This is a genomic window from Antiquaquibacter soli (assembly GCF_030580675.1).
Taxonomy (GTDB): Bacteria; Actinomycetota; Actinomycetes; order Actinomycetales; family Microbacteriaceae; genus Rhodoglobus; species Rhodoglobus soli.
Genome location: NZ_JAUQUB010000001.1, coordinates 52,522 through 76,721, shown reverse-complemented (window position 1 = coordinate 76,721; position 24,200 = coordinate 52,522). Strand labels below are relative to the sequence as shown.

Genomic DNA, 24,200 nt, shown 5'->3' with positions numbered 1-24,200 from the left:
GTATCTCCTAGCCGACGCCCGGGACGGGCGTCGGCGATTGACTCCGGCGAAGCCCAGAAATGGGCTTCGCTTCAGCAGTCAATCGCCCAGCAGGGCCGCCGCGGTCTCGAGCATCTCGACCATACGCTGCCGCATGTGGCCGATGTGCTCCTTCACGGCCGGCTCGATCGCCTCGTAGTCCTGGGCGATGATCGCGTTCGCGAGCACCAGGTGCTCTTGCGAACAGGCCTGCAGCCTCGACTGGAGGGAGGCGGCGCGCATCCAGAACCGCTGGATGCGGCGCCTCGTCTCCTTGACGGTGTCCGCGACGAGCTGGTTGCCCGCGATGGTGTTCACGGTGCGGTGGAACGCGAGGTCGGCGGCCGACCAGGAGTTGCGGTCATCCGCCGCCGCCGCGCGCTGCATCTCGGCGACGGACGCCTTCAGCAGCTCGATGTCGTCGGGCGTGAGCTTGCTCGACGCCTTGCGGCACACGTACGTGTCGAGGGCCTCGAGGAGATCGCACGCGTCGTTGACCTCCTGGATGGTGAGCTGCGAGACCGCGAAGCGCGCGTTGTCGGTGCGCTTGACGAGCCCCTCCTTCTCGAGCCGCTGCAGCGCCTCGCGCACCGGAGTGCGACTGATGCCGAGCTGGTTCGCGATGCGGTTCTCCGACAGCGGGGCACCGGACCGGATGCGGAACGCCGTGATCTCCGCGAGCAGCCACTCGTACGCGGTGTCGACCCGCGAGCCCGCTTCCTCGATCGTCATCGTGCGTCCATTCCTTGTGCCTGCCCCACTATAGGCCTCCCGCGGCGCCTCACATCGTGCGGTCGACGAACTCCCGGTGGTGCACCTCGACCGGCACCTTCTCGAGTTCGAGGATGCCTCGCGCGACGTGCTCCGAGTACCGCCGGAACGCCTCCTCGCCCTTCTCCGCGGTGGCGCGCATCGGGTTGCCGATGATGCCGTTCTCGACGAACTCGTGGTGGTCCATCGGGAAGGTGAAGTACTGGTAGCCCTCGAACTCGGTGTCGGGCATCCCGTCGTTCTTCTTGAACGCGTCGGGCAGGAACGCCGGCGTGTGCGCGCGGGTGTCGACGGCGCGCTCCATGCGGACGAGGTCGGGGTTCCACGCCATGTCCTGCGAGGTCTCGAGCTCGCTCGAGTGCCAGCCCGGGGTCTCCTCCGGCGGGTTCTCCATGAGCCCCTCGAGGATGCCGGTGTAGCGCTCCATGAACGGCTTCACGAACGAGATGAGCGCCCCGGTCTCGTAGCGCAGCTTGCGCAGCACCGGGTCGACGACCTTCGTGTTCGAGCCGTGCCCGTTGATGAAGATGATGCGGTTGAAGCCGTGGTGGATGAGGCTGCGGGCGACATCGTTCATGAGGTTGAGGAGGGTGGATGCCCGCAGCGTGACGGTACCCCGGCCCTGCCCGACGCCGTACATGTGCTGCGGCGAGTAGCCGGCCCACAGCGGCGGGGTGTGCAGCACGCCGATGTGCTCGGAGATGCGCTCCGAGATCTCGATCGCCGTGATCGTGTCGGTGTAGAGCGGCAGGTGCGGCCCGTGCTGCTCGGTCGAGGCCATCGGCACGAGGATGGTGTCCTTCGTCTTCAGGTACTCCTCGATGTCGACGTAGGAGAGGTACGCGTGGTTCCACGAGCGGAACTTGGCGCGGAACTCCTCGTCGCCGGTGGTCAGTCGGGCGATGCTTCGCTCGGGGCGGGTCATGCTGGCTCCTTGATTCGGATGATGGTCAGGAATCGGTCGGCGACGAGCCGCCCGAGGTCGGGGTCGTTGATGTGGTGGTCGGTGGTCTCGACGACGATGTCGTCGCGAAGGGTCTCGCGCAGTGCGGCGAGGAACAGCTGGTCGCCCTCGGGGTCCCAGAAGGGGCCATCCGGGGTCGCGGGGATGGAGAGGCCGCCGAGCGGCATGACGATGTGCACCGGCCCGGTCGACTCGTTGACGCGCTCCGCGAAGATGCGCCCCATGGTCGCCTTCTCCTCGTGGGATGCCCGCACGAGCGTGTACTCCGGGTTGTGGTCGTACACCGGCCGGTCGCGGAGGTGCTCGGGGATGCTCCCCGCCGCCCACACCGAGAAGTCGATGCATCCCGGCACGAGCACTTGCGGCAGCCCCAGCCGCCCGGCGACGCGCAAGCGGTCGGGACCGCCGTTGTGGATGCCCCCGACCAGCGGGTCGTTGATCTCGTTCGTCGTGTAGTCGACGACGCCGACGAACTGGCCCTCGGCGGCGAGCTCCTCCATCGCGGGCCCGCCGACGCCGTTCGAGTGGAACACGACGGCCTCGAAGCCGTCCTCGGCGAGGCGGTCCTTGAGCGCTCCGACCGCCTTCGTGGTGTTTCCGAGCATGGTCGTTGCGACGTACTTGCGCCCGGGCGGCGGCGGGGTGAGCGGATGCCCGTGCGCGAGCATCCCGGCCATCGCGGCCGCGACGTTATCGAGGACGGTCGTCATCACCGGGTTGAGGCCGAGGATGTCGACGACCGAGTGCACGACGAAGACGTCCTTGAGCCCCACGTAGGGGCCGAACTCGTGGTGGCCCGACGCGGTCGGTGCGACCACGATCTTGGGCACCCCGACGGGGAGCTCCTGGATGGCGGCGGCCCCCATCACGGAGCCGACGCCACCCACACTGATGCCGCCCACGAGCTGCCCATCCGCATAGAGCTCTCGCACGAGGTCCTGCACCAGCCGGCGCATGGTCTCCACAGCGCGACCACGCGTCCCGGAAGCCTGCAGCTGGGCGAGGGTGATGCCGCCTCGCCCAGCCAGCTCGGCATGGCTCACGTCGGGGACGATGCCCACCGGTTCGCCCAGGATCCCGGAGTCCACGACGAGCGTCTCGATGCCCAGGGCGTTGAGGCGATCGCGCAAGTACGCGACCTCCGGCCCCTTGGTGTCGAGCGTCGCGACGAGGACTACCTTGCCCATGTGCCTAACGGCCTACCACTTGTCGTCGATGAGCGGCAGGAGGGTCTCGCTGTTCACCTTGACCAGCCAGTCGTAGAACTCCTCGGTGAGGATCGACGAACCGTGGTCGATGATGAACTTGAGCTGCTCCGGCGGGATGTCGAGGCCCTCGAAGTTGGTCTCGAGCGCGTTCGGGTACTTGTTCGCCGGGGTGCGGTCGACAGGGGCGACGAACTCGGCCGTGAGGGCTCCGTCGTAGCCGATCTCGTTCAGGACGCCCACGAACTCGGTCCAGTCGTAGTCGCCGTAGCCGCAGGGCATCCGGTTGTTGTCCGCGACGTGCACGTCGACGAGCTTGTCCTTGCCGACGAGGCGGATGGCGTCGTAGAGGTTCGACTCCTCGATGTTGATGTGGAAGGCATCCAGTACGACACCGAGGTTGGGGCCCACCGCGTCGCACAGCGCGAGCGCCTGCTCGGCGCGCGTGATCAGGTAGGACTCGAAGCGGTTGAGCGGCTCGATGCCGACCCGCACGCCCTTGGCCTCCGCGAACTCGTAGACCTCCTTCGTGCCATCCACGAGCCACTGCCACTCGTTCTCCGGCGTCGAGTCGGGGACGACCTTGCCGACCGTGCCGGGCACGAGCGTGAGGATCTTGCCGTCGAGGTCGTGGACGAGCTGGATGCAGTCCTTCACGTACTGCACGGAAGCGGCCCGCACGGCCTCGTCGCCGGACTGCATGTTGCGGCCGTCGACCATGAGCGTCACGGAGCCCCAGCAGTTGAGGCCGTAGTGGTCGAGGAGTCCGCGCACGTGCTTGGCGTCGTACTTCTCGGGTTCGCCCGAGATCTCGATCGACTTGTAGCCGTACTTCGCGAGTCGCGCGATCGTCGTCTCGATCGGCTCTGCGCGCATCCAGTTATGCATGGACAGGTGCATCACTACTCTCCTTTGAGTCGGGCACAGATCGTGCCTCTCTGTCGATTGTTGCGGGATTTTCAGTTATGGGGAATGGGGGGAGGTCACCACGCGCTGTTGCGCGGCGGGCCGAATCCGAGCTTGCCGGGGTTCATGATCCCGTCGGGGTCCCACGCGTCCTTCAGCTGGCGCATGAGCTCGAACCCCGTGCCGTACTGCGGGCGCATGAAGCGCCCGAGCTTGATTCCGACGCCGTGGTGGTCGTTGAGCACGGCCCGGTTCTCGAGACCGGCGAGGATGCCCGCGTCCCACAGCCGGTCGTGCAGGTCCATGGCCTCCGCGGGGTCGGCCGGCGGCTCGTCCACGTAGAAGCGGTCGTAGAGCATCGCGCCCCAGTCGTACCAGTGCGAGAGGTGGGCCGTGTAGCGCGCGCCGTACTGGCCGAACTGCTCCTCGATGACCTTCTTCTTCGCGCGGTAGATCGCCGGGAGGTCCTGGAATCGGGCGACCTGGTCGAAGGTGCCGTACATGAGCGGCGGCTGCGGCAGCTTGCCCTTCGCGTACGGCTCGTACTTGCCGTCCCACCAGGTCTGGCCGACGTCGGGACCGAGGGATGCTCCGCCCGCCCCCTCCACGACGGCGGTGATGGCCTTAGTCTCGTAGTCGACGAGCTCCTGCGACCCGTCGCACATGACGACCATGAGGGTGCCGGTGAACGGGGTGCCCACCCAGTCGCGGAGCTTGTAGCTGTCGGCCTCGTCGTAGAGGCGGATGACGGCGGGCCGCAGTCGGCTCGTCATGATGCGCCGGCCGGCCTCGATGCCGGCGAAGATGTCGGGGAAGCTGAAGGAGAGGAACCCGCGCGCCTCGGGCAGGGGGTCCACGCGCAGACTCGCTTGCGTGATGACGCCGAGAGTTCCCTCGGAGCCGACGAACGACTGCAGGAGGTCGGGCCCGGCGGCGTGGCTCGGCACGGGCAGGGTGGTCACGGTCTTGCCGGGGGCGACGACGACCTCGAGCTGGAGCACCTGGTTCTCGGCCTTGCCGTACTTGGTCGACACGACTCCCGAGCCGCGGGCGGCGATGAAGCCGCCGATCGTCGCACCGAGGTGGTACGAGCCGGGGTAGTGCGCGAGGGTGAGGCCCTTCTCGTTGAGGGTCTTCTCGAGGGTGGGGCCGTCGATCCCGGCGCCGGTCGTGACGATGAGGCTGTCCTCGTCGATCTCGACGATGTCGGTGAGGCGGGAGAGGTCGAGGGAGATGCCGCCGTACGGGGCGAACGTGCCGCCCTGCGTGCCGGACCCGCCGCCGCGGGTCACGATCGGGATGCGGTAGTCGCTCGCGATCTGCACGACGCGCTCGACCTCGGCGGTGTTCGCCGGTCGCACGGCGAAGTCGGCCGCGGGCTGCTCGAGGCCCTTGAAGGCGAGGTACTTGGAGTACCACGACCAGTCGGCCGCCTGGGCCTGGAGATCTGCGGGGTTCTGGCTCACGTGCTCGGCGCCGAGCGCCGCGGTGAGCTCCCGGGCGATCTGGCCGCGGAGGTAGCTCCGCCCGCTCACGTCGCCGGCCGACGATGTCGTGCTCACTGGTCTCCTGTCGGTGCTCGGGAGGCCGTGCGGAGCCCGTCCCGGTCACCGCTGACCCTGTATCCGTATCTGTATACAAGTAAGAACACTAGGACGTGCGCAGGATGCTGTCAACTGGGTCCGCGCTGCAGCGCCGCACGCCCGCCGACCGGAGCGGGACGGTACTACGAGAGGAATGCGGTCGGGTCGGCGAGGAGCGCCGTGCCCGAGACGATCCAGGATGCCCCGGCAGCCCGGGCATCCCGAGCCCGCTCCGCGGTGACGCCGCCATCGACGCCGACCGCGTCGTGGCGCGTCGAGAGCTCGCGCACTCGGTCGAGCGCGCCCGGGAGGAACGCCGAACCCCCGTGGCCCGGCTCCACCGACATCACGAGCGCGTCTATGCCGTCGGCGGAATGCATCCCGAGCGGATCGCGCGGCGAGAAGGCGAGGGCTCCCCGCACCCCCGCGGCAGCGACTCGCTCGAGGGCTTCCGCGGCGACCGGCGACGCCGCGTGGACGACGACGATCGAACAGAAGTCGAGCCACTCGTCGAGCTCAGAGAGCGGGTCGAGCAGCATGAGGTGGGCCTCTGACTCGAGGCCCGTGAGCTCCGCGAGAGCCCGGGCTTGCGCAGCGGAGAACCCGCCAGCGGGGCCGAGAGACCCGTCCGCCCGATCCCAGTGCCACGACTCGAGCCCCGCGGCAGCCAGACGACGGGCCTCGTGCTCGAGATACTCGGGGGCGACAGACCAGAGCGACGCGCTGACGCGGGGGGCGATCATCCGTCGATCGAGTCGTCGAGGAGCGCCTCGGCGAGTACCCGGTCGGTCACGATGCCGCTGAGCATGCCGGCCCGCAGCACGGCTCGAGCCGCGGACGCCTTGCGCTCGCCCGCCGCGACGAGCAGGACGCGCGGGATGGCTCGGATCTGCTCGGCCCCGATCGCGATGCACTGGTCGGCGAAGTCGGGGGCGACGAGCGATCCGTCGCTCGCGATGAGGGTCGCCGCGACCTCGGCGACGACACCCCGGCCGAGGAGGTCGGCGCGCTGGGCATCCGGGATAGCCTCGGCGAGCTGCGACTCCACCGGGTCCCACGAGCCGAGCGCGAGCACGGCGGTCGTCACGTCGCCGAACATCCGGATGGCCTGGGCGACGTCGGGCTGTTGACGCAGGGCCGCCGCGGTCGCCGCGTTGTCGACGACCATGGGCGCGAAGATCGGATAGGCCGACCCACCGGAGGTGAGGGCGACCTTGCGCACGATCTCGACCGGCGACTGCTCGAAGTTCGAGCCGACCGTGCCGGTGAGCTGGACGACGGACACGCTCGGCAGGGAGGGCAGCGCCTCGGTCATCGCGCTGAGCGTGCGACCCCAGCTCATGCCGAGCACCTCGCCATCGCGCAGGGTGCGGCTGAGGACGTCCGCCGCCGCCTCCGCGACGTGCTGTCGGGCCACGACCTCGCTGCCGTCGCTCTCGACGACGACGGCCTCCGCGAGTCCGAGCTCGTCGACGAGCCGCTGGGCGAGCTCCGGGATGACCGTGCCCTGGTCGTGGAGCGTGATGGTGACGACGCCGAGAGCACGGGCCTGCTCGAGCATCCGGGCGACCTTGAAGCGGGAGTAGCCGAACTCGTCGGCGATCTCGACCTTGCTGCGATCCTCGAGGTAGAAGCGGCGCGCGACGGCGACGAGCGCCGACCGCTCGGCCACACTGAGCGCCGGTTCCGTCGCCATCGTCGTTCCTCTCCGCGGGGCCCCACCGGCCCGCGCCCGATCGTACCGAACCACGACGGTGTTGCGCGTCGCGGATGATTCGATCTAGTATCTGATCGTATGAGCAGCATACGCGCTCATATGAGCGGCACACAAGTTCTCCGCCGGAGACGGTGAGCCGACCCCGAACCACTGCAAGGAGGCAGCCGAGTATGCGCAGGCGCACACCCGAGGAACTGGGAATCGCTGCGGTCGTCGTGATCGTCGCACTGGTGCTGAGCGCCATCTCCCCGACGTTCCGCACGCTCGAGAACGCACAGATCCTGCTGCTCAACGGAGCCGTCATCGCCTTCCTCGCGCTCGGCCAGACGTTCGTGCTCCTCACCGGCGGCATCGACCTCTCGACCGGATCGAACGTGGCACTCACCGGCATGATCGCGGCCCTCACGATGTCGGTCGGGGCGCCCTGGTGGCTCGCCGCCCTCGCCGCGATCGCGGTCGGCATCCTCGTCGGCACCGTCAACGGCTCGCTCGTGCACTTCCTCAAGCTCCCGCCGTTCATCGTGACGTTCGCGACGTTCGGCGTCGCGGCGAGCATCCCGCTCATCCTCACCGGCGCGAGCTCCGTGTCGGTGAAGGACCCGTTCTTCGCGATCATCGGGCGCGGCTCGATCTTCGGGATCCCGATGCCCGTGCTCCTCGTCGCCGTCGCCGCGATCGTCTTCACCATCGTGCTGCGGCTGACCCCCACGGGCGTCCACATCTACGCCGTCGGCGGCAACCAGGAGACGAGCCGGCTCGCGGGCATCCCGATCGGGCGCACGATCGTGCTCGTCTACGCGATCAGCGGGATGTGCGCGGCGTTCGGCGGCCTCATCGTCACGAGCCGGCTCATGGTCGGCTACCCGAGCGCGGGCTCCGGGAACGAGCTGTTCTACTCGATCGCGGCAGCGGTCGTCGGCGGGGTGAGCCTGTTCGGCGGCATCGGGTCCATCCCCGGCGCCCTCCTCGGCGCCGTGCTCATCGCCACGGTCTCCAACGGCATGAACGTGGTCGGCGTGCAGAGCTACTGGCAGCCCCTCGTCATCGGCGTCATCATCCTCGGCGGCATCATCATCGACACCTACCGCCGCCGCGTCCCGCTGGGGGAGCTCCTCTCCCGGCTCGTCAAGCGCAGGCAGGCCGCACCCGCGGACCAGGCCTGACCCCCGTCGCGGCACCCGCCGCGCGAGCACCACACCAAGGAAACACCAGGAGGAATACACCATGCGAAGAGGCATGCTCATCGCCGGCGCGGCTGCGGCCCTCGCCCTCGGCCTGTCGGCCTGCGGCGCGGTCGACACCGGCACCGGCACCGACACCGGCACGGCCGACGGCGGCATCCCCCGCCCGGCCGCGTGCGACAGCGACACGCCCTACATCGCGGTCGCGCTGCCGAACCTGACCAACCCGTACTACGTCGCCATGAAGGAGGGCTTCGAGACCGCGGGCGCCGACAACGGCTTCGAGGTCGAGGTGCAGATCGCCAACGACGACGACGCCGCGCAGCTCTCGCAGGTGCAGGCCATGCTCCAGAAGAAGCCGTGCGCGCTCGCGCTCAACGGCGTCAAGTCGGAGCCGGCCGCGGCCATCGTCAAGGCGGCCAACGACGCGGGCGTGCCCGTGTTCACGGTCAACGTCACCGTCGACCCGGACGCCCTCGAGGCGCAGGGCGCGAGCATCGTGCAGTACCTCGGTGCCGACAACTACGCCGGTGGCGCGCAGATGGCCGAGCAGGTCCTCGCGGACCTCGGCGCCGACGCCGACCTGAAGATCGGCTTCGTGACGGAGCCCGACGAGGTCCCGACGCGCGTGCGCGACCAGGGCTTCGAGGAGACCGTCGCCTCCGACGCCAACGCGACGGTCGTCGCGAAGGTCGACGGCAACGTCAAGCCCGACGACAGCCTCGCCGCCACGACGGAGCTCCTGTCCGGCAACCCCGACATCAACGTGATCTTCGCGAGCACCGGGCCGGCCACCTACGGCGCGCTCCAGGCGCTCGCCGGCAACACGAACGTGTCGGTGTACGGCTTCTGCGCCTCCGAGGAGCCGCTGCAGGGCAACTACAAGGGTTGCGTCGCGCAGGAGCCGGGTCGCTACGGCCAGCTGGTGATCGAGGAGATCGCCGGATGGCTCGGCGGCGCCACCCCCGAGGCGGAGGTCCTCCTCCCCCTCAAGCTCTTCGTGACCGGCGAGACCCCCGCCCCGGGCGAGGTCGGCTAACCATGGAGAGGACGGCGACGGTGGATTCCGCCATGAACTCGGGCGCACTGGAGGTGCGCGACATCGAGAAGCGCTTCTCGGGCGTCCCGGTGCTGCGCGGGGTCTCCGTCGCCGTCCGCCCCGGGGAGGTGGTGGGGCTCGTCGGCCATAACGGCGCGGGCAAGTCCACTCTTCTCCGGATCATCTCGGGAGCGCATCGGCAGGATGCCGGTCAGCTCCTCGTCGGCGGGGAGGAGCAGTCGTTCTCCTCCCCGGCCGACGCGCACGAGGCGGGCATCGCCACCGTGTACCAGGAGCTCTCGCTCCTGCCCAATCTCACCGTCGCGCAGAACGCCTTCCTCGGCGTCGAGTTGCGCAAGGGCGGCATCCTCGACCGGGCGCGCATGCGACGGGAGACCCGCGAGCTGACCGAGTCGTTCGGCCTCGACGTGGACCCCGACCGCAAGGTCCGCGACTACCCGGTCGCCACGCGCCAGTTGCTGGAGGTCGCCATCGCGACCCGGCGCGGCGCCCGATTCCTCCTCCTCGACGAGCCGACCACGAGCCTCGAGGGCGCCCAGGTCGAGCGGTTCCTCGGCACGGTTCGCGAGCTCGCCGCCCAGGGCTTCGGCATCGTCCTCGTCGACCACAAGCTCGAGGAGCTCTACGCCGTGGCATCCCGCATCGTCGCTCTCGTCGACGGGCGCATCCGCATCGACGCCGCCGTCTCGGAGGTGAGCCGCGACGACGTCATCCAGGCGATCGCCGGCCACGCGATGGAGCACACCCCGGCGCGCGAGCGAATCGCGCCTCCCGCCTCCGACGAGTCGGCGCCGGCACTGCGCGCGGTCGGCGTTCGCACGAGGGCTCTCCGATCCGTTTCCCTCGACGCGCGCGCCGGCCGCGTCCTCGGCCTCTACGGCCTCGTGGGCTCGGGGCGCACGGAGTTCCTCCGCACACTGATCGGCCTCGACCCGGTGCTGGACGGCTCGATCGAGCTCGGCGGCGCCGCCTTCCGGCCGCGCACGCCCGCGCACGCCGCCGCCCAGGGCATCGTCTACGTCACGGAGGAGCGCAAGACGGACGGGATCGTGCCGCTCCTCGACGCGGGGGCGAACGTCACCCTCCCCGTCGTCGGACGGTTCACTCGCGCGGGCTTCCTCCAGCGGGCACGACTGCGTCAGGAGGCCGTCGAGCGGATGGACCAGCTCTCCGTCCTCGGCGACCGCCTCGGCCCCGTCGTCCGCTTGTCGGGCGGCAACCAGCAGAAGGTGCTGCTCGCCCGCGCGCTCGCGCAGAAGCCCCGCATCCTGCTGCTCGACGAGCCGACGAAGGGCGTCGACCTCGGCGTGAAGGCGCAGATCCACCGGATGATCGTGAGCCTCGCCCACGACGAGGGACTCACCGTCATCGTCGTGTCCAGCGAAGAGGACGAGATCTGCGAGATCGCCGACGACATCGTGATCTTCGCCCACGGCTCCACCTCCCCCGACGTCCTCGACGCCTCGGACGTCACCCCCAACGACCTGCGCACCCTCGCGTGGAGCGCCGCCTGATGAAAGGAACACCCATGCCGGAGAGCGACTCGCCGTCGACCCTCGAAGCCGCCCGCGAGGCCGTCCGCCGCGAGGCCGCCGGGGTGCTCGCCGTCGCCGACCAGCTCGACGAGACGTTCGACCGCGCGGTCGAGCTGCTCGAGGCGTGCACCGGCAAGGTCTTCGTCGTCGGCTCCGGAACCTCGGGGGCGATCGCGCGGCGGATGGCGCATCTGCTCTCCGTGAGCGGCACGCCGTCGGTGTTCGTGCATCCCATGGATGCCCTCCACGGCACGATGGGCGCCTTCGCCGGCAACGACGTGCTCATCGGCATCTCCCGCGGCGGGGAGACCGCGGAGATCAACGACCTCATGGTGCTCGCGCAGAAGCGCGGGATGCCCGTCATCGCCCTCACCGCCGAGCCGGCCTCGACGTTCGGCGGCGGCGCGGACCTCACGGTCGTGCTCACGACGGAGGGCGGGGGCGATCCCGGCGGCGTCATCGCGATGGGGTCGACGCTCGTCACCGCGGTGTGGGGCGACGCGCTCGCCTACGTGCTCATGCGGCGCAAGAACTACGGTTGGGACCAGGTGCTCGAGACGCACCCGGCGGGAGCGGTCGGCAAGATCACCGAGCTTCCGACGTCGCTGCCGACGCTCTAGACCGCCGCATATAGAGGAGTACCCGATGGCCGTCGTCGCTGGCGTCGACAGTTCCACCCAGTCCTGCACGGTCGAGCTCCGCGATGCGGACAGCGGCGCCCTGCTCGGGTCGGGCCGCGCCCCGCATCCCCGCACCACTCCGCCGGTGTCGGAGCAGGACGCGGAGAGCTGGTGGGATGCCCTGCGCTCGGCGTTCGGCGCGGCGCTGCGCGACGCCTCCCTCGACGCGCGCGAGGTCGACGCGATCAGCGTCGCCGCCCAGTGCCACGGCCTCGTGATGCTCGACGGCTCGGGTCATCCCCTGCGTCCTGTCAAGCTGTGGAACGACACGACGTCCGCTCCCCAGTCCGACCTACTCATCGCCGAGCTCGGCACCGCGGCGTGGACGCGCGCGGTCGGCTCGGTGCCGCTCGCGGCATTCACGATCACGAAGCTCGCGTGGGTTCAGGAGCACGAGCCGCAGCTGCTCGACCGGCTCGCTCGCGTCATGGTTCCGCACGACTACCTGACGTGGCGGCTGTCGGGCCGTCACGTGACGGACCGTTCGGATGCCTCGGGCACGGGCTACTACGCGAGCCACGAGTCGCGCTGGCGCACCGACCTCCTCGATCGCTTCGTCTCCGACCGAGTCGACTGGGCCGCAGTGGTGCCGACCGTGCTCGGGCCGGACGAGGCGGCGGGTCCCATCTCCCCCGCGGCGGCAGCCGAACTCGGTGTGCGCGACGACGTCGTGATCGGCCCGGGAGCGGGCGATCAGCATGCTGGAGCGGCGGGCCTGGGGATGCGCGACGGCGAGGTCGCCTACAGCCTCGGAACCTCGGGCGTCGTGCTGACGCCCACTCCCGACCCCGTCTTCGACGATTCCGGAGACGTCAACGGGGTCTCGAACGTGACCGGTGGCTATCTCCCGCTCGTCTGCACCCTCAACGCGACGAAGGTCACCGACACGGTCGCCCGGCTCCTCGGTGTCGGCCTCGACGAGCTCGCCGCGCTCGCCCTCGCCGCGCCCGACCGGCCCGGCCGACCAGTGCTGTCGGCGTACTTCGACGGCGAGCGCTCGCCGAATCGACCCGGCGGCGTGGGCATCCTCGGCGGGCTCTCGAACGAGACGACTCGCGAGGAGCTCGCCGCGGCGGCATTCGAGGGCGTGCTGTTCGGCCTCGTGCGCGGTCACGAGCGCATCCGCGCGGCGGGGGCCGGGGCCGATGGGGAGGTGCTCGTGATGGGCGGCGGCGCGAAGTCACCTGCCTATCGGCAGCTGCTCGCCGACGTCCTCGGCTCCGAGGTCGTGATCCGCGACGTGCCCGAGGCGACGGCGCGCGGAGCGGCGATCCAGGCCGCCGCCGTGCTCGAGGGCGGATCGGTGGCTGCCGTGCGCGACGCGTGGGCGCCGCCGGTCGTGGAGCGGGATGCCCCGCGCGGCTCGGGCTGGGCAGCCGCGGCGCGCGAGCGCTACGAGACTCTCTCGTCGTGGACGGGGCTCGACCGCTAGGACCGCGCCGGGCCGGCTAGGCCGGGTCGGCGAGCAGTTCGCGGGCGGTCGCGGAGTCCGTGACGAGGGTGTCCACGAGGCCCGATCGCAGCGCGGCGGCGATCGCGTCGGACTTGCCCTCTCCTCCCGCGACCGCGATGACCTCCCCGACGGCGGCGAGCCGTTCGGCGTCGATCGCGATGACCCGGTCGAGGGCGTCCGCGGTGACGATCGACCCGTCGGCGGCGAGGATGCTCCCGCCGAGGTCGGCCACCGCTCCGAGTCGCGTGAGCTCGGCGCGAGCCGGGGCATCCAGCTCGGTCCACAGCGCGGAGCGACCGGTGGAGAGCGACCCGATGCCGAGGAGGGCGACAGTGACCGCCGAGAACCGCTCGATGGTGGGGGCGAGGCTGGGGTCGTCGCGCAGGAGTCGCGCCGTGTCGGCCGAGCCGACGAGGAACGGCGCGTGGAGCGGCCTGACCGTCGCGCCGCCCGATCGTGCGATTCGGCGAAGCAGCTCGACGCCGTTGACCTCGAGGCCGGCGCTCGCGACGCCGCCGACGAGCTGGACGACTTCACCCACGGCGAGCTCGTCCACGGCGTCGACGACGGCGGTGAGGGTGGAGCCCCAGCTGATGCCGAGCACGTCGTCGCGCGTCAGCCGCGCGGTGAGGAGCCGGGCGGCGGCGGACCCGAGCAGGTCGGTGGTCGGCACCCCCTCCTGCGCGAGCGCGACGTGGCCGCGACGGATGCCGAACCGCGCGGCGAGGGCGTCCCCGAGCTCGACGTCGAGCCCGTCGGGGAGGGCGACGTCGATGCGCACGACGCCCTGGGCGAGGGCATCGTCGAGAAGGCGCGCGACCTTGAACCGGGAGATGCCGAGCTCGTCGGCGATCTCGTTCTTCTGCTTGCCCTCGAGGTAGTACCGGCGCGCGACGATCGCGCTCTCCCAGGCGGGTGTGCGCGGGGCGGGGTCGAGGGGCGCCACGGGTCTCCTGTCGGTCGGGGCGAGTCTAGCTTGACGCGATCGGCGCTCCCGCGTAGCGTGAGGATGCGCTCGTTCGAGCATAGTACGCTCGAATGAGCGCGAAGGAGGAGATCATGGCCACGGACGTGAGAGTGCCGACCACCGGCAACTCCGGGGAGGACGCCGTCGTTCTCGAATGGCTCGTCTCGGTCGGGGACGCCGTCACCGAGGGCGACACCCTTGTCGTTCTCGAGACGGCGAAAGCGACGGTGGATGTCCCGGCTCCCGCGAGCGGCACCGTGCTCGCCATCACCGCCCAGCCCGGCGACGACGTCGCCGAGCACGCCACGATCGCCGTCGTCGGCGCGGCGGGCGAGGCGACGCCGCCGGCCCCGCTTCCCGAGGCGACCCCGCTTCCCGAGGCGACCGCGCTTCCCGAGGGACTCGAAGGGAGCACCCCCGCAGGTCCCGCGCCCCGAGCATCCCGCGGCCACGCCTCGCCCCGCGCCGCGATCGTCGCCGAGCGCAACGGCGTGGACCTCTCCACCGTGACGGGTACCGGCCCGGGAGGCCGCATCCTCGCCCTCGACGTGCTCGCCGCGAAGCGCACCGCGACCCCGCTCCCTGAGGCTCGCGAAGGGAGCACTCCCGCCCCCTCGGCCCCCGCCGAGCAGAGCCCCTTCACGAGCATCCCGGTCCGCGGCGCGCGCAAGGTGACGGCCCAGCGCATGCACGCCGCGCTCGCCGAGATGGCCCAGGTCACCCTTACCCGCTACGCGGACGCGAGCACCCTGCTCGGCTACCTCGGGCGGCTCCGCGAGCAGGCGGAGCGCCGGGACTTGCCACGATTCACGGTGAACGACCTGGTGCTCTTCGCCACGGCTCGCACGTTCGCGCAGCACCCCGAAGCGAATGCGACGTTCAGCTGGGACGAGATCCGGCAGTACTCCCGCGTCGACCTCGGTGTCGCCGTCGACACCGGCCGGGCGCTACTCGTGCCGGTCGTCCGCGACGCCGCCTCCCTCGGTCTCGTCGACCTCGCTCGCGCGACCGCGACCGCCGTCGAGCGGGCCCGCTCGGGCGCACTGACCCCCGACGAGATGGCCGGCGGCACGGTCACGGTCTCGAACCTCGGGGGTGCCGGAGTGCATTGGTTCACCCCTGTCGTGAACCCTCCGCAAGTGTGCATCCTCGGTGTCGGCCGAGCCCTGCCGTCGAGCCCCGCGGGCGCCGACCTGATGCCCCTCTCGCTCACGTTCGACCACCGCGCGATCGACGGCGCCGCAGCGGGGGCCGTGCTCGCGGACGTCGCCGACGCCATCGAGAACCTCGACATCATCGCCGCCCTCTAGGCCCCCAGCGCTCAAGGAACCCCATGACCAAGGATCTGTTCATCGACCCCGCGGTGGTCCGCCGCAGCGGGTCGCTCGAGTTCTCCCCCATCCCCGTCAACGCCTACTCGGCGACGCTCGCGCAGGAGAAGAAGCGCTTCGGCGCGGACGCCCTCGTCGCCGCCGCCCGCGACATGGTGCTCGTGCGCGAGTTCGAGCTCATGCTCGACTCGATCAAGAAGACCGGCGCCTACCGCGGCGTCGAGTACGTGCACGCCGGACCCGCGCACCTGTCGATAGGCCAGGAGGCGGCAGCCGTCGGCCAGGCATTCGGGCTCGGCGTCGACGACCGCGTCTTCGGGAGCCACCGCAGCCACGGCGAAGTCATCGCGAAGGGGCTGTCGGCCATCCGCACCGGGGACACGGCGGCCATCCTCGACAGCATGCGCTCCTGGAACTGCGGCTCGAGTTGGGCGGTCAGCGAGCGGCTCATGCCGGGCGGCGACGACCGCGCCCGCGCCGAGTCCTTCCTCTTCTACGGCATGGCGGCGGAGACGTTCGGCCGCTCGACGGGCTTCAACCGCGGGCTCGGCGGCAGCATGCACGCGTTCTTCCCGCCGCTCGGCATCTACCCCAACAACGCGATCGTCGGTGGGTCGGCGCCCATGGCGACCGGCGCTGCGCTCAGCAACCGGCTGCGGCGGCAGCCCGGCATCGTCGTCGCGAGCTTCGGGGATGCCGCGACCGGCACCGGCCCCGTCTGGGAGTCGCTCAACTTCGCCTCGATGGCACAGCTGACGACCCTCATGGACGAGGAGCACCGCGGCGGCCTGCCGATCGTCTTCTTCGTCGTCAACAACTTCTACGGGATGGGCGGGCAGACCATCGGCGAGACGATGGCGTTCGATCGGCTCGCCCGGATCGGCGCGGGAGTCAACGCCGACAACTTGCACGCGCAGACCGTGGACGGCACGAACCCGCTCGCCGTCGCCGACGCCATGGCGACGGCCCGGGGCATCCTGGAGCGCGGGGACGGGCCGATGCTGCTCGACGTGCAGACCTACCGGCAGTCGGGTCACTCGCCGAGCGATGCATCCTCGTACCGCACCGCCGAGGAGATGGAGCTGTGGAGCTCGGTCGACCCGATCGCGTCGTACTACGAGCACCTCGGCTCGCTGGCCCCGCGGTCGCTGCAGGACGAGCACAAGGCCGAGGCGGAAGCGCTCGTGACGGCGGCCCTCCGCGCTGCGATCGACCCCGCCGCGTCGCCCCGCCTCTCGCTGCGCGCCGACCCCGGCGTGATGGCGGGCATCACCTTCGCGGGCACCGCCATCGACCTCGCCGACGCGCAGCCGGGCGACACGATCGTCCCCCTCGAGGAGACCTCCCGCGCAACGGCGCTGGCGCGCAAGTCGCGCACCGGAGTGGTTGACGGCGCGACCCTGTCCGGCGCGAAGGCGGTGACGTTCCGCGACGCGCTCTTCGAGTCGCTCGCCGCTCACGCCGTCGCCGACGACCGCGTCGCCTTCTGGGGCGAGGAGAACCGCGACTGGGATGGCGCGTTCGGCGTGTACCGCGGGATGACCGAGCTCCTGCCGCGCCACCGCCTCTTCAACTCCCCCATCTCGGAGGCCGCGATCGTCGGCACCGCCGTCGGATTCTCGCTCGCCGGCGGACGCCCCGTCGTCGAGCTCATGTACGCCGACTTCATCGGCCGCGCCGGCGACGAGATCTTCAACCAGCTCGCGAAGTGGCCGGCGATGTCCGGCGGGCTCGTCCGCACCCCGGCCGTGCTGAGGGTGTCGGTCGGCAGCAAGTACGGGGCCCAGCACTCGCAGGACTGGAGCAGCATGGTGGCGGGCATCCCGGGCCTCACCGTGGTGTTCCCCGCGACGCCGCGCGATGCGAAGGGGCTCATGGCGAGCGCGCTCGCGAGCGATGACCCCGTGGTGTTCTTCGAGAGCCAGCGCCTCTACGACATCGTCGAGACGGTGCACGCCGACGGGGTACCCGCCGAGTACTACCGCACGCCGATCGGTCAGCCGGCCGTCGTGCGCGAGGGTACGGATGTCACGATCCTCACCGTCGGCGCGACCCTCTACCGCGCGCTCGATGCCGCCCGCTCGCTCGACGAGCTCGGAGTGTCGGCGGAAGTCATCGACGCCCGGACGCTCGTGCCGTTCGACTACGACGCGGTGCTGGCCTCCGTGGCCAAGACGGGTCGGCTCCTCATCGCGTCGGACGCGTGCCTGCGCGGCAGCTGGGCGCAGACCGTCGCGTCGCGCGTGCAGCTCGAGGCCTTCGACGACCTGGATGCCCCGGTCGTCGCTCTCGGAGCCCGCAACTGGATCGCCCCGCCGGCGGAGCTCGAGTGGGAGTACTTCGTCACCGCGGCCGACATCCTCGACGCGATCCACACGCGGATGCTGCCCCTACCGGGCCACACCGTGCAGGAGGGACCCGGCGCCGAGGGCACCCTCGAGGAGGCTCGGCTGGGGCTGTAGTGACTCAGGCGGCCAGCGCCGCGAGGTCCGCGACCGCGGGGGCGAGCAGCAGCAGCGTCGGGACGGCGAGCAGGGACACCGCCGCAGCCACGACGAGGGCCTCGACGGGGTGAGGCAGGGGGCGGGCATCCGGGCCGAGGCGCTCGACCCGGGTGGCCAGGGCATCGGATGCTCCGTGCCCTTCTCCCACGCGCGTGATCGTCTGGGCGAGCACCGAGTCGTCGACCGCCCGCCGCGCGTGGTCGTCCGCGAGGAGCTCGACGAGGAGGCCCACCTCGTGCTGCGCGCGGTACGCGATCGGGAACCACGGCAGCGACATGTACCACGCCCGGAACGCCACGAGCACGACGTCGTGGCGCTGCCTCACGTGCGCCTTCTCGTGCTCGATCACGGCGAGCATCCCGGGCTCGTCCAGGAGGTCGATGAGGCCCGCAGACACGACCGTGACCGAGCTGAGCGCACCCGGCAGGCAGTACGCGACCGGGGCCGGACTGTCGAGCACACGAGACCCGTCGGCGCCCGGGGTGCTCAGCAGCATGAGCAGCTGCGCGTGCCGGCGGCGATCGCGCTCGGCGGTCACGACCGTGAGCACGAGGTTGAGCAGCAGGTGACCCGTGAGCAGCACCGCACCGGCGAGCGCGAAGACGTGCCAGAAATCAGCCTCGCCCTCCCCACGGACCAGGCCCAGGATGCCCGCCACGAGGTGATCCCCGTAGGGCTGCAACCCGAACGTCAAAAGTGCCCCGATCATCGACAGCCCGCCCGCGATCGCGATCGACTGCCACAGCACGAGGGCCGCGGCAGGGCTGCGTCGGGTCCAGCGCGCGCCGGCGAGGAGCAGGGGCACGGGCCACGCGAGCAGCACGGCGAGCGCGCCGAGGAGGAGGGGCGCGAGCATCCTGGCCGCTAGCGTCCGGCGAGCAGGCGGCGAAGAGCCTCGGCGTCGTCCGAGCTGACCTGGCCGACGAACCGCTCGAGCACGGCGACGCGGTCGGAGGATGAGCCGAGCACCTCGTGCATGAGGTCGGCCATGTGGTCCTCGCGGCTCGCGACGGCGCGGTAGCGGTGCGGGCGCGCGGTGCGCTCGCGGGCGACGAAGCCCTTCTTCTCGAGGCGCGAGAGCACGGTGAGCACGGTCGTCGCCGCCCGATCGCCGCCGAGCGACTCCTGGATGTCGTACGCGGACAGCGGCGTGGCGCTCGCCCAGAGCAGCTCCATCACGGAGCGTTCGAGGTCGCCGAGGGTTGCCATGGAGGTAATTCTACCGCGTGTAGAAGCACCCTGTTACAGCGCGCCGAGGAGGTTCGCCGCGACCGTCGAGTGCACCGACTCGGTGTCGCTCGGGTGGTAGATGCCGGCGAGCACATCGCGCTGCAGCCGCGACAGCTCGGCCGCGTTGCGGTACCCGCCTCCGCCCGCCGAGCGCATCGCCTGGTCGACGACGTAGCGCGCGGTCTCGGTGGCACGGTGCTTCGCCCCCGTCAAGTAGCGGAACCAGGATGCTCCGTGATCGGCGAGCTCGTCCACGTCGCGGGCGAGCGACTCGAGCTGCGGCGCGAGGGCGTCGAGCGCGAGCGCGGCATCCGCGATCCGCCAGCGGAAGTCCGGGTCCTTGTCGTAGGTGAGCCCCGTCTTGAGGCTCGAGCGCTTCTTCACCGCCTCCACCGCGAGCTCGAGAGCGCGGTCGGCGATGCCGGCGTAGACGCTGCCGACGAGGAGCAGGAAGTTCGAGAAGATGCCGAAGATAAACGGGTCGGCATTCGGTCCGACGGGCAGGATGCGGGCGACCCGGTCGAGCGGCACGACGGCGCCCTCGAGCACGGTCGAGGTGGACTGGGTGGCGCGCATGCCGAGGGTGTCCCAGTCGTCGTTGGCGTGCCATCCCGGCGTCTCGCGCGTGATGAAGCCGTGGATGAGTCGGTCGCCGTCCGGGCCGCGGTGCTTGCCGAAGATGCCGAGCCGCGTCCACGCCGGGGACAGCGACGTGAAGATCTTCGTCCCCGTGAACGCGTAACCGCCATCGACGGTGTCGACCGTGGTGAGCGAGTCCCACAGCACGAGGTCGTTGCCCTGCTCGCTGTTGCCGAACGCGAAGAGCTCCCCGGCGGATGCCTCATCCAGCAGCCACTGCAGCGAGTCGTCCCCCCGGTCCGCGAGCACCCGCGCGACCCCCACCCACACGAGGTGCATGTTGATCGCGAGGGCCGTGGCGGGGGCGTAGGCCGCGAGCAGGCGCTGGTCGCGCGCCGTCTCGAGCAGGCTGCGCGGCTTCAGGTAGCCGGCATCCCGGAGCTCGTCCAGGTCTTCGGTGAAGAAGGCGTTGTCGCGGTCGTATCCGGCGGCGCGGGAGCGGATGCGCGCCAGCAGTTCGGGCGTGAGCACGGTCATGGATGCAACGGTACGCCCGCTCCCTCTCCGAAGCCTCCCTCTCCGAAGTTCCCCTTTCCGGAGTTCCCCTCTCCGAAGTTCCCCTTTCCGGAGTTCCCCTTTCCGGAGTTCCCCTTTCCGAAACGACGGAGATTGGGCGGGGCGCATGACCTCCGCCGCATCTCACGGCCGTCGGGCCGCCGATCTCCGTCGTTTCGGAAAGAGAAAGACAGGTAGGGGTTGGTGTGGGGGATGCGTGAGTGCGGCGCGCGAGGCGGGACGGGTATCAGTAACCCAGGAAGCGGGTTACCGCCACGAAGGCCGCGAGGGCAGCCAGCACGAGGTTGATGCCGATCATCTGCGGCTCCTTGCGGCGCGCGTGCACGACGGCGGCGACGAGCTGCAGCACGGCGAGGCCGACGGCGGCGATCGGCGTCAGAACCGGGGCGATGCCCGTGAGCACCGGAAGGATGAGCCCGATCGCGCCGAGCACCTCGAGCGCGCCGATCGCCTTGACCTGCCACGGGCTGAAGTCGTCGACCCAGGCCATCTGGGCCTTGAGGTCCTCCCGCGAGCGGAGGAGCTTAACGCCCCCCGCGAAGACGAAGAGCAGGGCGGTGATGCCGGAGACGATCCACACGGCGATGGTCATAGTGGTTCCTTTCGAGAACTAAGGCACGTTTGGTAACCTTTGTACTCGATCGTCGCGGGGCACTGCAGTGTTCCCGAGGCACACGGGAGTAACCGGGAGGCACCATGATCACCGACGCGGACTGCCCCTCGGGCGGCATCGAGATCGTCCGGGAGGTCTTCAACCGGATCGGCGACAAGTGGTCGCTCATCGTGATCAGGACGCTGGATGCCGGCCCCCAGCGCTTCACGGCCTTGAGGCACAGCATCCCCGGCATCTCCCAGCGCATGCTCACGCTCACCCTGCGCCAGCTCGAGCGCGACGGACTCGTCTCGCGCACCATCTACGGCGAGGTGCCGCCGCGCGTCGAGTACGCGCTCACCGAGCTCGGCGAGACGATCGTGCCGCCCGTGATCGCCCTCGCGACCTGGGCGTTCGCCCACGAGCGCGACATCACCGCGAACCGCGACCGCTACGACGCCGAGCACTTCGCGGAGGAGGCGGGCTAGCTGCCGCTAGGGTGGGCGCGTGGCCGCAGGCAATCCGACGCTGTATGACGTGGCCCGGGAGGCCGGGGTGTCGTTGGCGACGGCATCCCGCAGCCTGAACGGCAGCGAGCGACGCGTCAAGGACGAGTACCGCGAGCGCGTGCTCGCCGCCGCCGCGAAGCTCGGCTACACCGTCAATGCCTCGGCGCAGGCTGTCGCGCGCGGCGGAACCTCGACGGTCGCCCTCCTTGTGAGCGACATCGCCGACCCCTACTTCTCGACGATCGCCGCGGGAGTGATCCGCGCGGCGGAGAGCGAGGGGCTCGTCGTCACGATGGCCGTCACCGAGCGGGACGCCCAGCGGGAGATCGAGCTGGTGAGGATGCTCCGCGGCCAGCGCCCCCGCATCCTCGTGCTCGCGGGCTCCCGATTCGCCGACGAGCCGTCGCGGGCGACCCTCGTCGGCGAGCTCGAGGCGTTCGAGTCGGCAGGCGGTCGGGTCGTCGTGATCGGCCAGGAGGATCTCCCGTTCGCGACCGTCGCGATCGACAACGCGGGTGCTACCGCTCTCGCCCGGTCGCTCGTCGAGCTCGGGTACCGGCGTTTCGCCGTGCTCGCGGGGCCGGCCGACCTCGTCACGGCTCGCGACCGCGCTGCGGCGTTCGCGGCCGGACTGCCGACTCCGCCGGTGATCGTTCACGGCGCGTTCTCCCGTGACGCCGGCTATGCGGCGGCGCACGACCTCGACCTCGACGGCATCGACGCGGTGTTCGCCGTCAACGACGTCATGGCGATCGGCGCGATGTCGGCCCTCCGCGACCGGGGTGTCGACGTGCCGGGCGCCGTTGCGGTGGCGGGCTACGACGACATCCCGACGGCTCGGGATGTCTCCCCCGCTCTCACCACGGTGCACCTTCCCCTCGAGGAGGCCGGGGCCGCATCGGTGCGCCTGGCACTCGGGCAGGAGTCATCCCTGCCCTCCGCGGACGTCGTGCTGCGGGCATCCACCCCCGCTCGCTGATTGGGTACTCGCTAAACGTCTAGCTCCTGCTCTGCCATTCAAAGAACCGGGTGTTTGGGCCTGCGTCGATAGTCATCCGCGCTAGGAGCCGCAGGTGCCATCCCGCTTCTGGTGGATTTACTCTCTCAACGAACACGTGAACCCGACCGTCACTATGAGCGGGCTTGACGCCGAAGAGCAAGAAATCAGGAACATAGCCAAGCGGATACCGTCCTCGCGTTGTTACGAGCAGCGCACGATCGGTGTACTCGTTGGTTTCCTCCGCAACAAGTTCAAGAGATTCACCTTCAACCAATTCACCGAGCAAGGATTCCAACTCGGAGACTGAGTAGCCGCCTCTGGGAACACCGTCTATGGGTACGGTTTTGCCGAGAAGATGCCTCATCCCATGGACGAGAAACCTGCTTGTCCACGCGCCGTCAGCGTATTCCGGCACGGGGAAGAGCTGCAGGGTGTCGCCTTCTCGCGATCCCCCCGAGCGATAGATCTGCTCCCACGGTGACGTTTCACCACTAAGGCCCAACTCTGAAACGTAGCGTTCAAAGTCAGGCCGCTTAGGATCCATGACTCGCTGCTGAAAAAGTGGGAATAGTGCACGCGATGTGTATTGAACGCCAAACTCCGGAAAGCCAAGAAGCGGCTTGAAACCTGCCACCGAAGCAGCAGATTCAAGATAGGCAAAGGAGTACTTTTCGCCGTCGAAACTCAACAGCGCGACTGGCGCAATCGCGCGGGTGTCTGGGTGCCCCCAGGCCACGACCAGCTCCCGCTGTCGACCGTCGGCAACCCCTGAAGGAGTGCGGTCAAGCGTCGCGGATGGCATGTCTTAGCCTCTCGATGTTGGTATGGGTGAGCTTAACGGCGAATGTACGCGCCACGGAGGACATTTGTGGTATCGCGGAAACCATTTCCTCCACAAGATCGAACTCGAAGTCCCCAAGTTTTTGTTCCCACTCGTCCTGCGTACCGACCTCTTTAATGGCGTTCGCGGCGAACGCAACCAAGTCCGGCATGGCCTCCGAAGTGTGGTGAAACCGAACAGCCTGACCACGAGTAGCCCATCCTTCGACTCCTCCACTCTTAGCTCCGTCTAGGATCAACGTCTTGTGGGCATCAGGGAGTTGATACCCGAGGGAGTTTTCGTTGTCGTATGCGGGCGCCAGCAGCGTTTTCGCGTCGCCCACGATGGGTCTCAGAATTCCCCAGTTGTTCTCGTGTCGATCTGCATTCGCGATGATCGCGTCGAGTGCGAGATATGAGACGAAGGTTTCCTGAGCGCCACGGATAGCGCCCTTAGACTCAGGGGGCGCGCCGATGTCTCTAAGAGAATCGAGGACGTTACGAAGGCTGTAACCAGCCGCCGCTCGACCTTTGTTCACCCAGCCCAAGCCGGGATAGGGAACGTCTGGACTGGCCGACATCCACACGTGCCCCGAGTGGAGTTCATATCCACGGGGCCGTATGTTCCGAGACAGTGAGCCGTCGCGACCCGCTCGTTTAGCGAGGCGGATCTCGGCGCTAGGAACTCCCAGTAGCGATGCAACTTCCGCGGCGATCTTCTCCGAAAGATCGCCGCATTGGATCGAACCGTCCTTGTGTATCGTCACGGGCTTGAACAGCCATCGATTGCGCGGTTCCTCAGAGTCCGCGGGATCCACCAACCAGACCTTTTCGCTGCGGCCCGCTGTCTCTTCGACGGCAAACTTCCAGTCTGAAACGTCCACGCGTTCATAACCGGCCACTATCCGACACTAGCTGCGAATACAAGACAGTGGTCCCGCATATCATTCGCACGCTGGCTGCCTTGCGGAAAGCGCATCCCGTCACCTAAGTTGGTAAGCGCTTTCCCGGCACTCCGGC

Annotated in this window: 23 protein-coding genes; 9 read left to right on the top strand and 14 right to left on the bottom strand. The window is 69.7% G+C overall.

The window, feature by feature from the left end:
- Positions 1-78 precede the first annotated feature (78 nt).
- The 7 genes from Q5716_RS00335 to Q5716_RS00305 all read right to left on the bottom strand — a co-directional run bounded on the left by Q5716_RS00335 (position 79) and on the right by Q5716_RS00305 (position 7,143).
- Positions 79-750 carry a GntR family transcriptional regulator gene (locus Q5716_RS00335; RefSeq protein ID WP_305001098.1) on the bottom strand — a complete coding sequence of 224 codons (672 nt, stop codon included), beginning with the start codon at positions 748-750 and terminating at the stop codon, positions 79-81.
- Positions 751-799: 49 nt separating this feature from the next.
- Positions 800-1,714 carry a creatininase family protein gene (locus Q5716_RS00330; RefSeq protein ID WP_305001097.1) on the bottom strand — a complete coding sequence of 305 codons (915 nt, stop codon included), beginning with the start codon at positions 1,712-1,714 and terminating at the stop codon, positions 800-802.
- Positions 1,711-2,940, bottom strand: coding sequence for a Tm-1-like ATP-binding domain-containing protein (locus Q5716_RS00325; protein WP_305001096.1), 1,230 nt, complete (start codon positions 2,938-2,940; stop codon positions 1,711-1,713). The genes Q5716_RS00330 and Q5716_RS00325 overlap by 4 nt, the downstream gene beginning before the upstream one ends.
- Before the next feature lie 12 nt (positions 2,941-2,952).
- On the bottom strand, positions 2,953-3,858 hold the full coding sequence (locus Q5716_RS00320) for a sugar phosphate isomerase/epimerase family protein (RefSeq protein WP_305001095.1): 906 nt from the start codon (positions 3,856-3,858) through the stop codon (positions 2,953-2,955).
- A gap of 83 nt (positions 3,859-3,941) precedes the next feature.
- Positions 3,942-5,426, bottom strand: coding sequence for an FAD-binding oxidoreductase (locus Q5716_RS00315; RefSeq protein ID WP_305001094.1), 1,485 nt, complete (start codon positions 5,424-5,426; stop codon positions 3,942-3,944).
- 164 nt (positions 5,427-5,590) lie between these two features.
- Positions 5,591-6,190 carry a beta/alpha barrel domain-containing protein gene (locus Q5716_RS00310; RefSeq protein WP_305001093.1) on the bottom strand — a complete coding sequence of 200 codons (600 nt, stop codon included), beginning with the start codon at positions 6,188-6,190 and terminating at the stop codon, positions 5,591-5,593.
- Positions 6,187-7,143, bottom strand: a complete 957-nt coding sequence (locus tag Q5716_RS00305; RefSeq protein ID WP_305001092.1) for a sugar-binding transcriptional regulator — start codon at positions 7,141-7,143, stop codon at positions 6,187-6,189. The genes Q5716_RS00310 and Q5716_RS00305 overlap by 4 nt, the downstream gene beginning before the upstream one ends.
- Before the next feature lie 191 nt (positions 7,144-7,334).
- Here Q5716_RS00305 and Q5716_RS00300 point away from each other — a divergent pair, with 191 nt between their 5' ends.
- The 5 genes from Q5716_RS00300 (at position 7,335) to xylB (ending at position 13,052) form a co-directional block, all read left to right on the top strand.
- On the top strand, positions 7,335-8,327 hold the full coding sequence (locus Q5716_RS00300) for an ABC transporter permease (protein WP_305001091.1): 993 nt from the start codon (positions 7,335-7,337) through the stop codon (positions 8,325-8,327).
- Between the two features lie 61 nt (positions 8,328-8,388).
- Entirely contained in the window at positions 8,389-9,384 is a 996-nt protein-coding gene (locus Q5716_RS00295; protein WP_305001090.1) for a substrate-binding domain-containing protein, read from the top strand.
- 20 nt (positions 9,385-9,404) lie between these two features.
- Positions 9,405-10,919, top strand: coding sequence for a sugar ABC transporter ATP-binding protein (locus Q5716_RS00290; protein ID WP_305001089.1), 1,515 nt, complete (start codon positions 9,405-9,407; stop codon positions 10,917-10,919).
- Between the two features lie 14 nt (positions 10,920-10,933).
- The gene (locus Q5716_RS00285; RefSeq protein WP_305001088.1) at positions 10,934-11,560 is read left to right on the top strand and encodes a KpsF/GutQ family sugar-phosphate isomerase; all 627 of its coding nucleotides are present in this window, start codon (positions 10,934-10,936) and stop codon (positions 11,558-11,560) included.
- A 25-nt stretch (positions 11,561-11,585) separates the two neighbouring features.
- The gene (gene xylB, locus Q5716_RS00280) at positions 11,586-13,052 is read left to right on the top strand and encodes a xylulokinase (RefSeq protein WP_305001087.1); all 1,467 of its coding nucleotides are present in this window, start codon (positions 11,586-11,588) and stop codon (positions 13,050-13,052) included.
- 16 nt (positions 13,053-13,068) lie between these two features.
- On the opposite strand, the gene Q5716_RS00275 is transcribed toward xylB, so the two are convergent.
- Entirely contained in the window at positions 13,069-14,019 is a 951-nt protein-coding gene (locus tag Q5716_RS00275) for a sugar-binding transcriptional regulator (RefSeq protein ID WP_305001086.1), read from the bottom strand.
- Positions 14,020-14,132: 113 nt separating this feature from the next.
- Here Q5716_RS00275 and Q5716_RS00270 point away from each other — a divergent pair, with 113 nt between their 5' ends.
- Together Q5716_RS00270 and Q5716_RS00265 are read left to right on the top strand one after the other, a co-directional pair.
- The gene (locus Q5716_RS00270) at positions 14,133-15,350 is read left to right on the top strand and encodes a dihydrolipoamide acetyltransferase family protein (protein ID WP_305001085.1); all 1,218 of its coding nucleotides are present in this window, start codon (positions 14,133-14,135) and stop codon (positions 15,348-15,350) included.
- A gap of 23 nt (positions 15,351-15,373) precedes the next feature.
- Entirely contained in the window at positions 15,374-17,833 is a 2,460-nt protein-coding gene (locus Q5716_RS00265; protein WP_305001084.1) for an alpha-ketoacid dehydrogenase subunit alpha/beta, read from the top strand.
- Positions 17,834-17,837: 4 nt separating this feature from the next.
- On the opposite strand, the gene Q5716_RS00260 is transcribed toward Q5716_RS00265, so the two are convergent.
- The 4 genes from Q5716_RS00260 to Q5716_RS00245 all read right to left on the bottom strand — a co-directional run bounded on the left by Q5716_RS00260 (position 17,838) and on the right by Q5716_RS00245 (position 20,852).
- On the bottom strand, positions 17,838-18,731 hold the full coding sequence (locus Q5716_RS00260) for a M56 family metallopeptidase (protein ID WP_305001083.1): 894 nt from the start codon (positions 18,729-18,731) through the stop codon (positions 17,838-17,840).
- A gap of 8 nt (positions 18,732-18,739) precedes the next feature.
- The gene (locus tag Q5716_RS00255) at positions 18,740-19,084 is read right to left on the bottom strand and encodes a BlaI/MecI/CopY family transcriptional regulator (protein WP_305001082.1); all 345 of its coding nucleotides are present in this window, start codon (positions 19,082-19,084) and stop codon (positions 18,740-18,742) included.
- 33 nt (positions 19,085-19,117) lie between these two features.
- Positions 19,118-20,221: an acyl-CoA dehydrogenase family protein gene (locus Q5716_RS00250; RefSeq protein WP_305001081.1), complete on the bottom strand. Its 1,104-nt coding sequence runs from the start codon at positions 20,219-20,221 to the stop codon at positions 19,118-19,120.
- A 265-nt stretch (positions 20,222-20,486) separates the two neighbouring features.
- Complete coding sequence (locus tag Q5716_RS00245; RefSeq protein ID WP_305001080.1) at positions 20,487-20,852, bottom strand: DoxX family protein; 366 nt, start codon at positions 20,850-20,852, stop codon at positions 20,487-20,489.
- A gap of 104 nt (positions 20,853-20,956) precedes the next feature.
- Here Q5716_RS00245 and Q5716_RS00240 point away from each other — a divergent pair, with 104 nt between their 5' ends.
- Positions 20,957-21,340, top strand: a complete 384-nt coding sequence (locus tag Q5716_RS00240) for a winged helix-turn-helix transcriptional regulator (protein ID WP_305001079.1) — start codon at positions 20,957-20,959, stop codon at positions 21,338-21,340.
- Between the two features lie 19 nt (positions 21,341-21,359).
- Positions 21,360-22,340, top strand: a complete 981-nt coding sequence (locus Q5716_RS00235; protein WP_305001078.1) for a LacI family DNA-binding transcriptional regulator — start codon at positions 21,360-21,362, stop codon at positions 22,338-22,340.
- Positions 22,341-22,359: 19 nt separating this feature from the next.
- On the opposite strand, the gene Q5716_RS00230 is transcribed toward Q5716_RS00235, so the two are convergent.
- The gene (locus tag Q5716_RS00230; protein ID WP_305001077.1) at positions 22,360-23,163 is read right to left on the bottom strand and encodes a hypothetical protein; all 804 of its coding nucleotides are present in this window, start codon (positions 23,161-23,163) and stop codon (positions 22,360-22,362) included.
- Positions 23,144-24,082 carry a HipA domain-containing protein gene (locus Q5716_RS00225; RefSeq protein ID WP_305001076.1) on the bottom strand — a complete coding sequence of 313 codons (939 nt, stop codon included), beginning with the start codon at positions 24,080-24,082 and terminating at the stop codon, positions 23,144-23,146. The genes Q5716_RS00230 and Q5716_RS00225 overlap by 20 nt, the downstream gene beginning before the upstream one ends.
- Positions 24,083-24,200 lie beyond the last annotated feature (118 nt).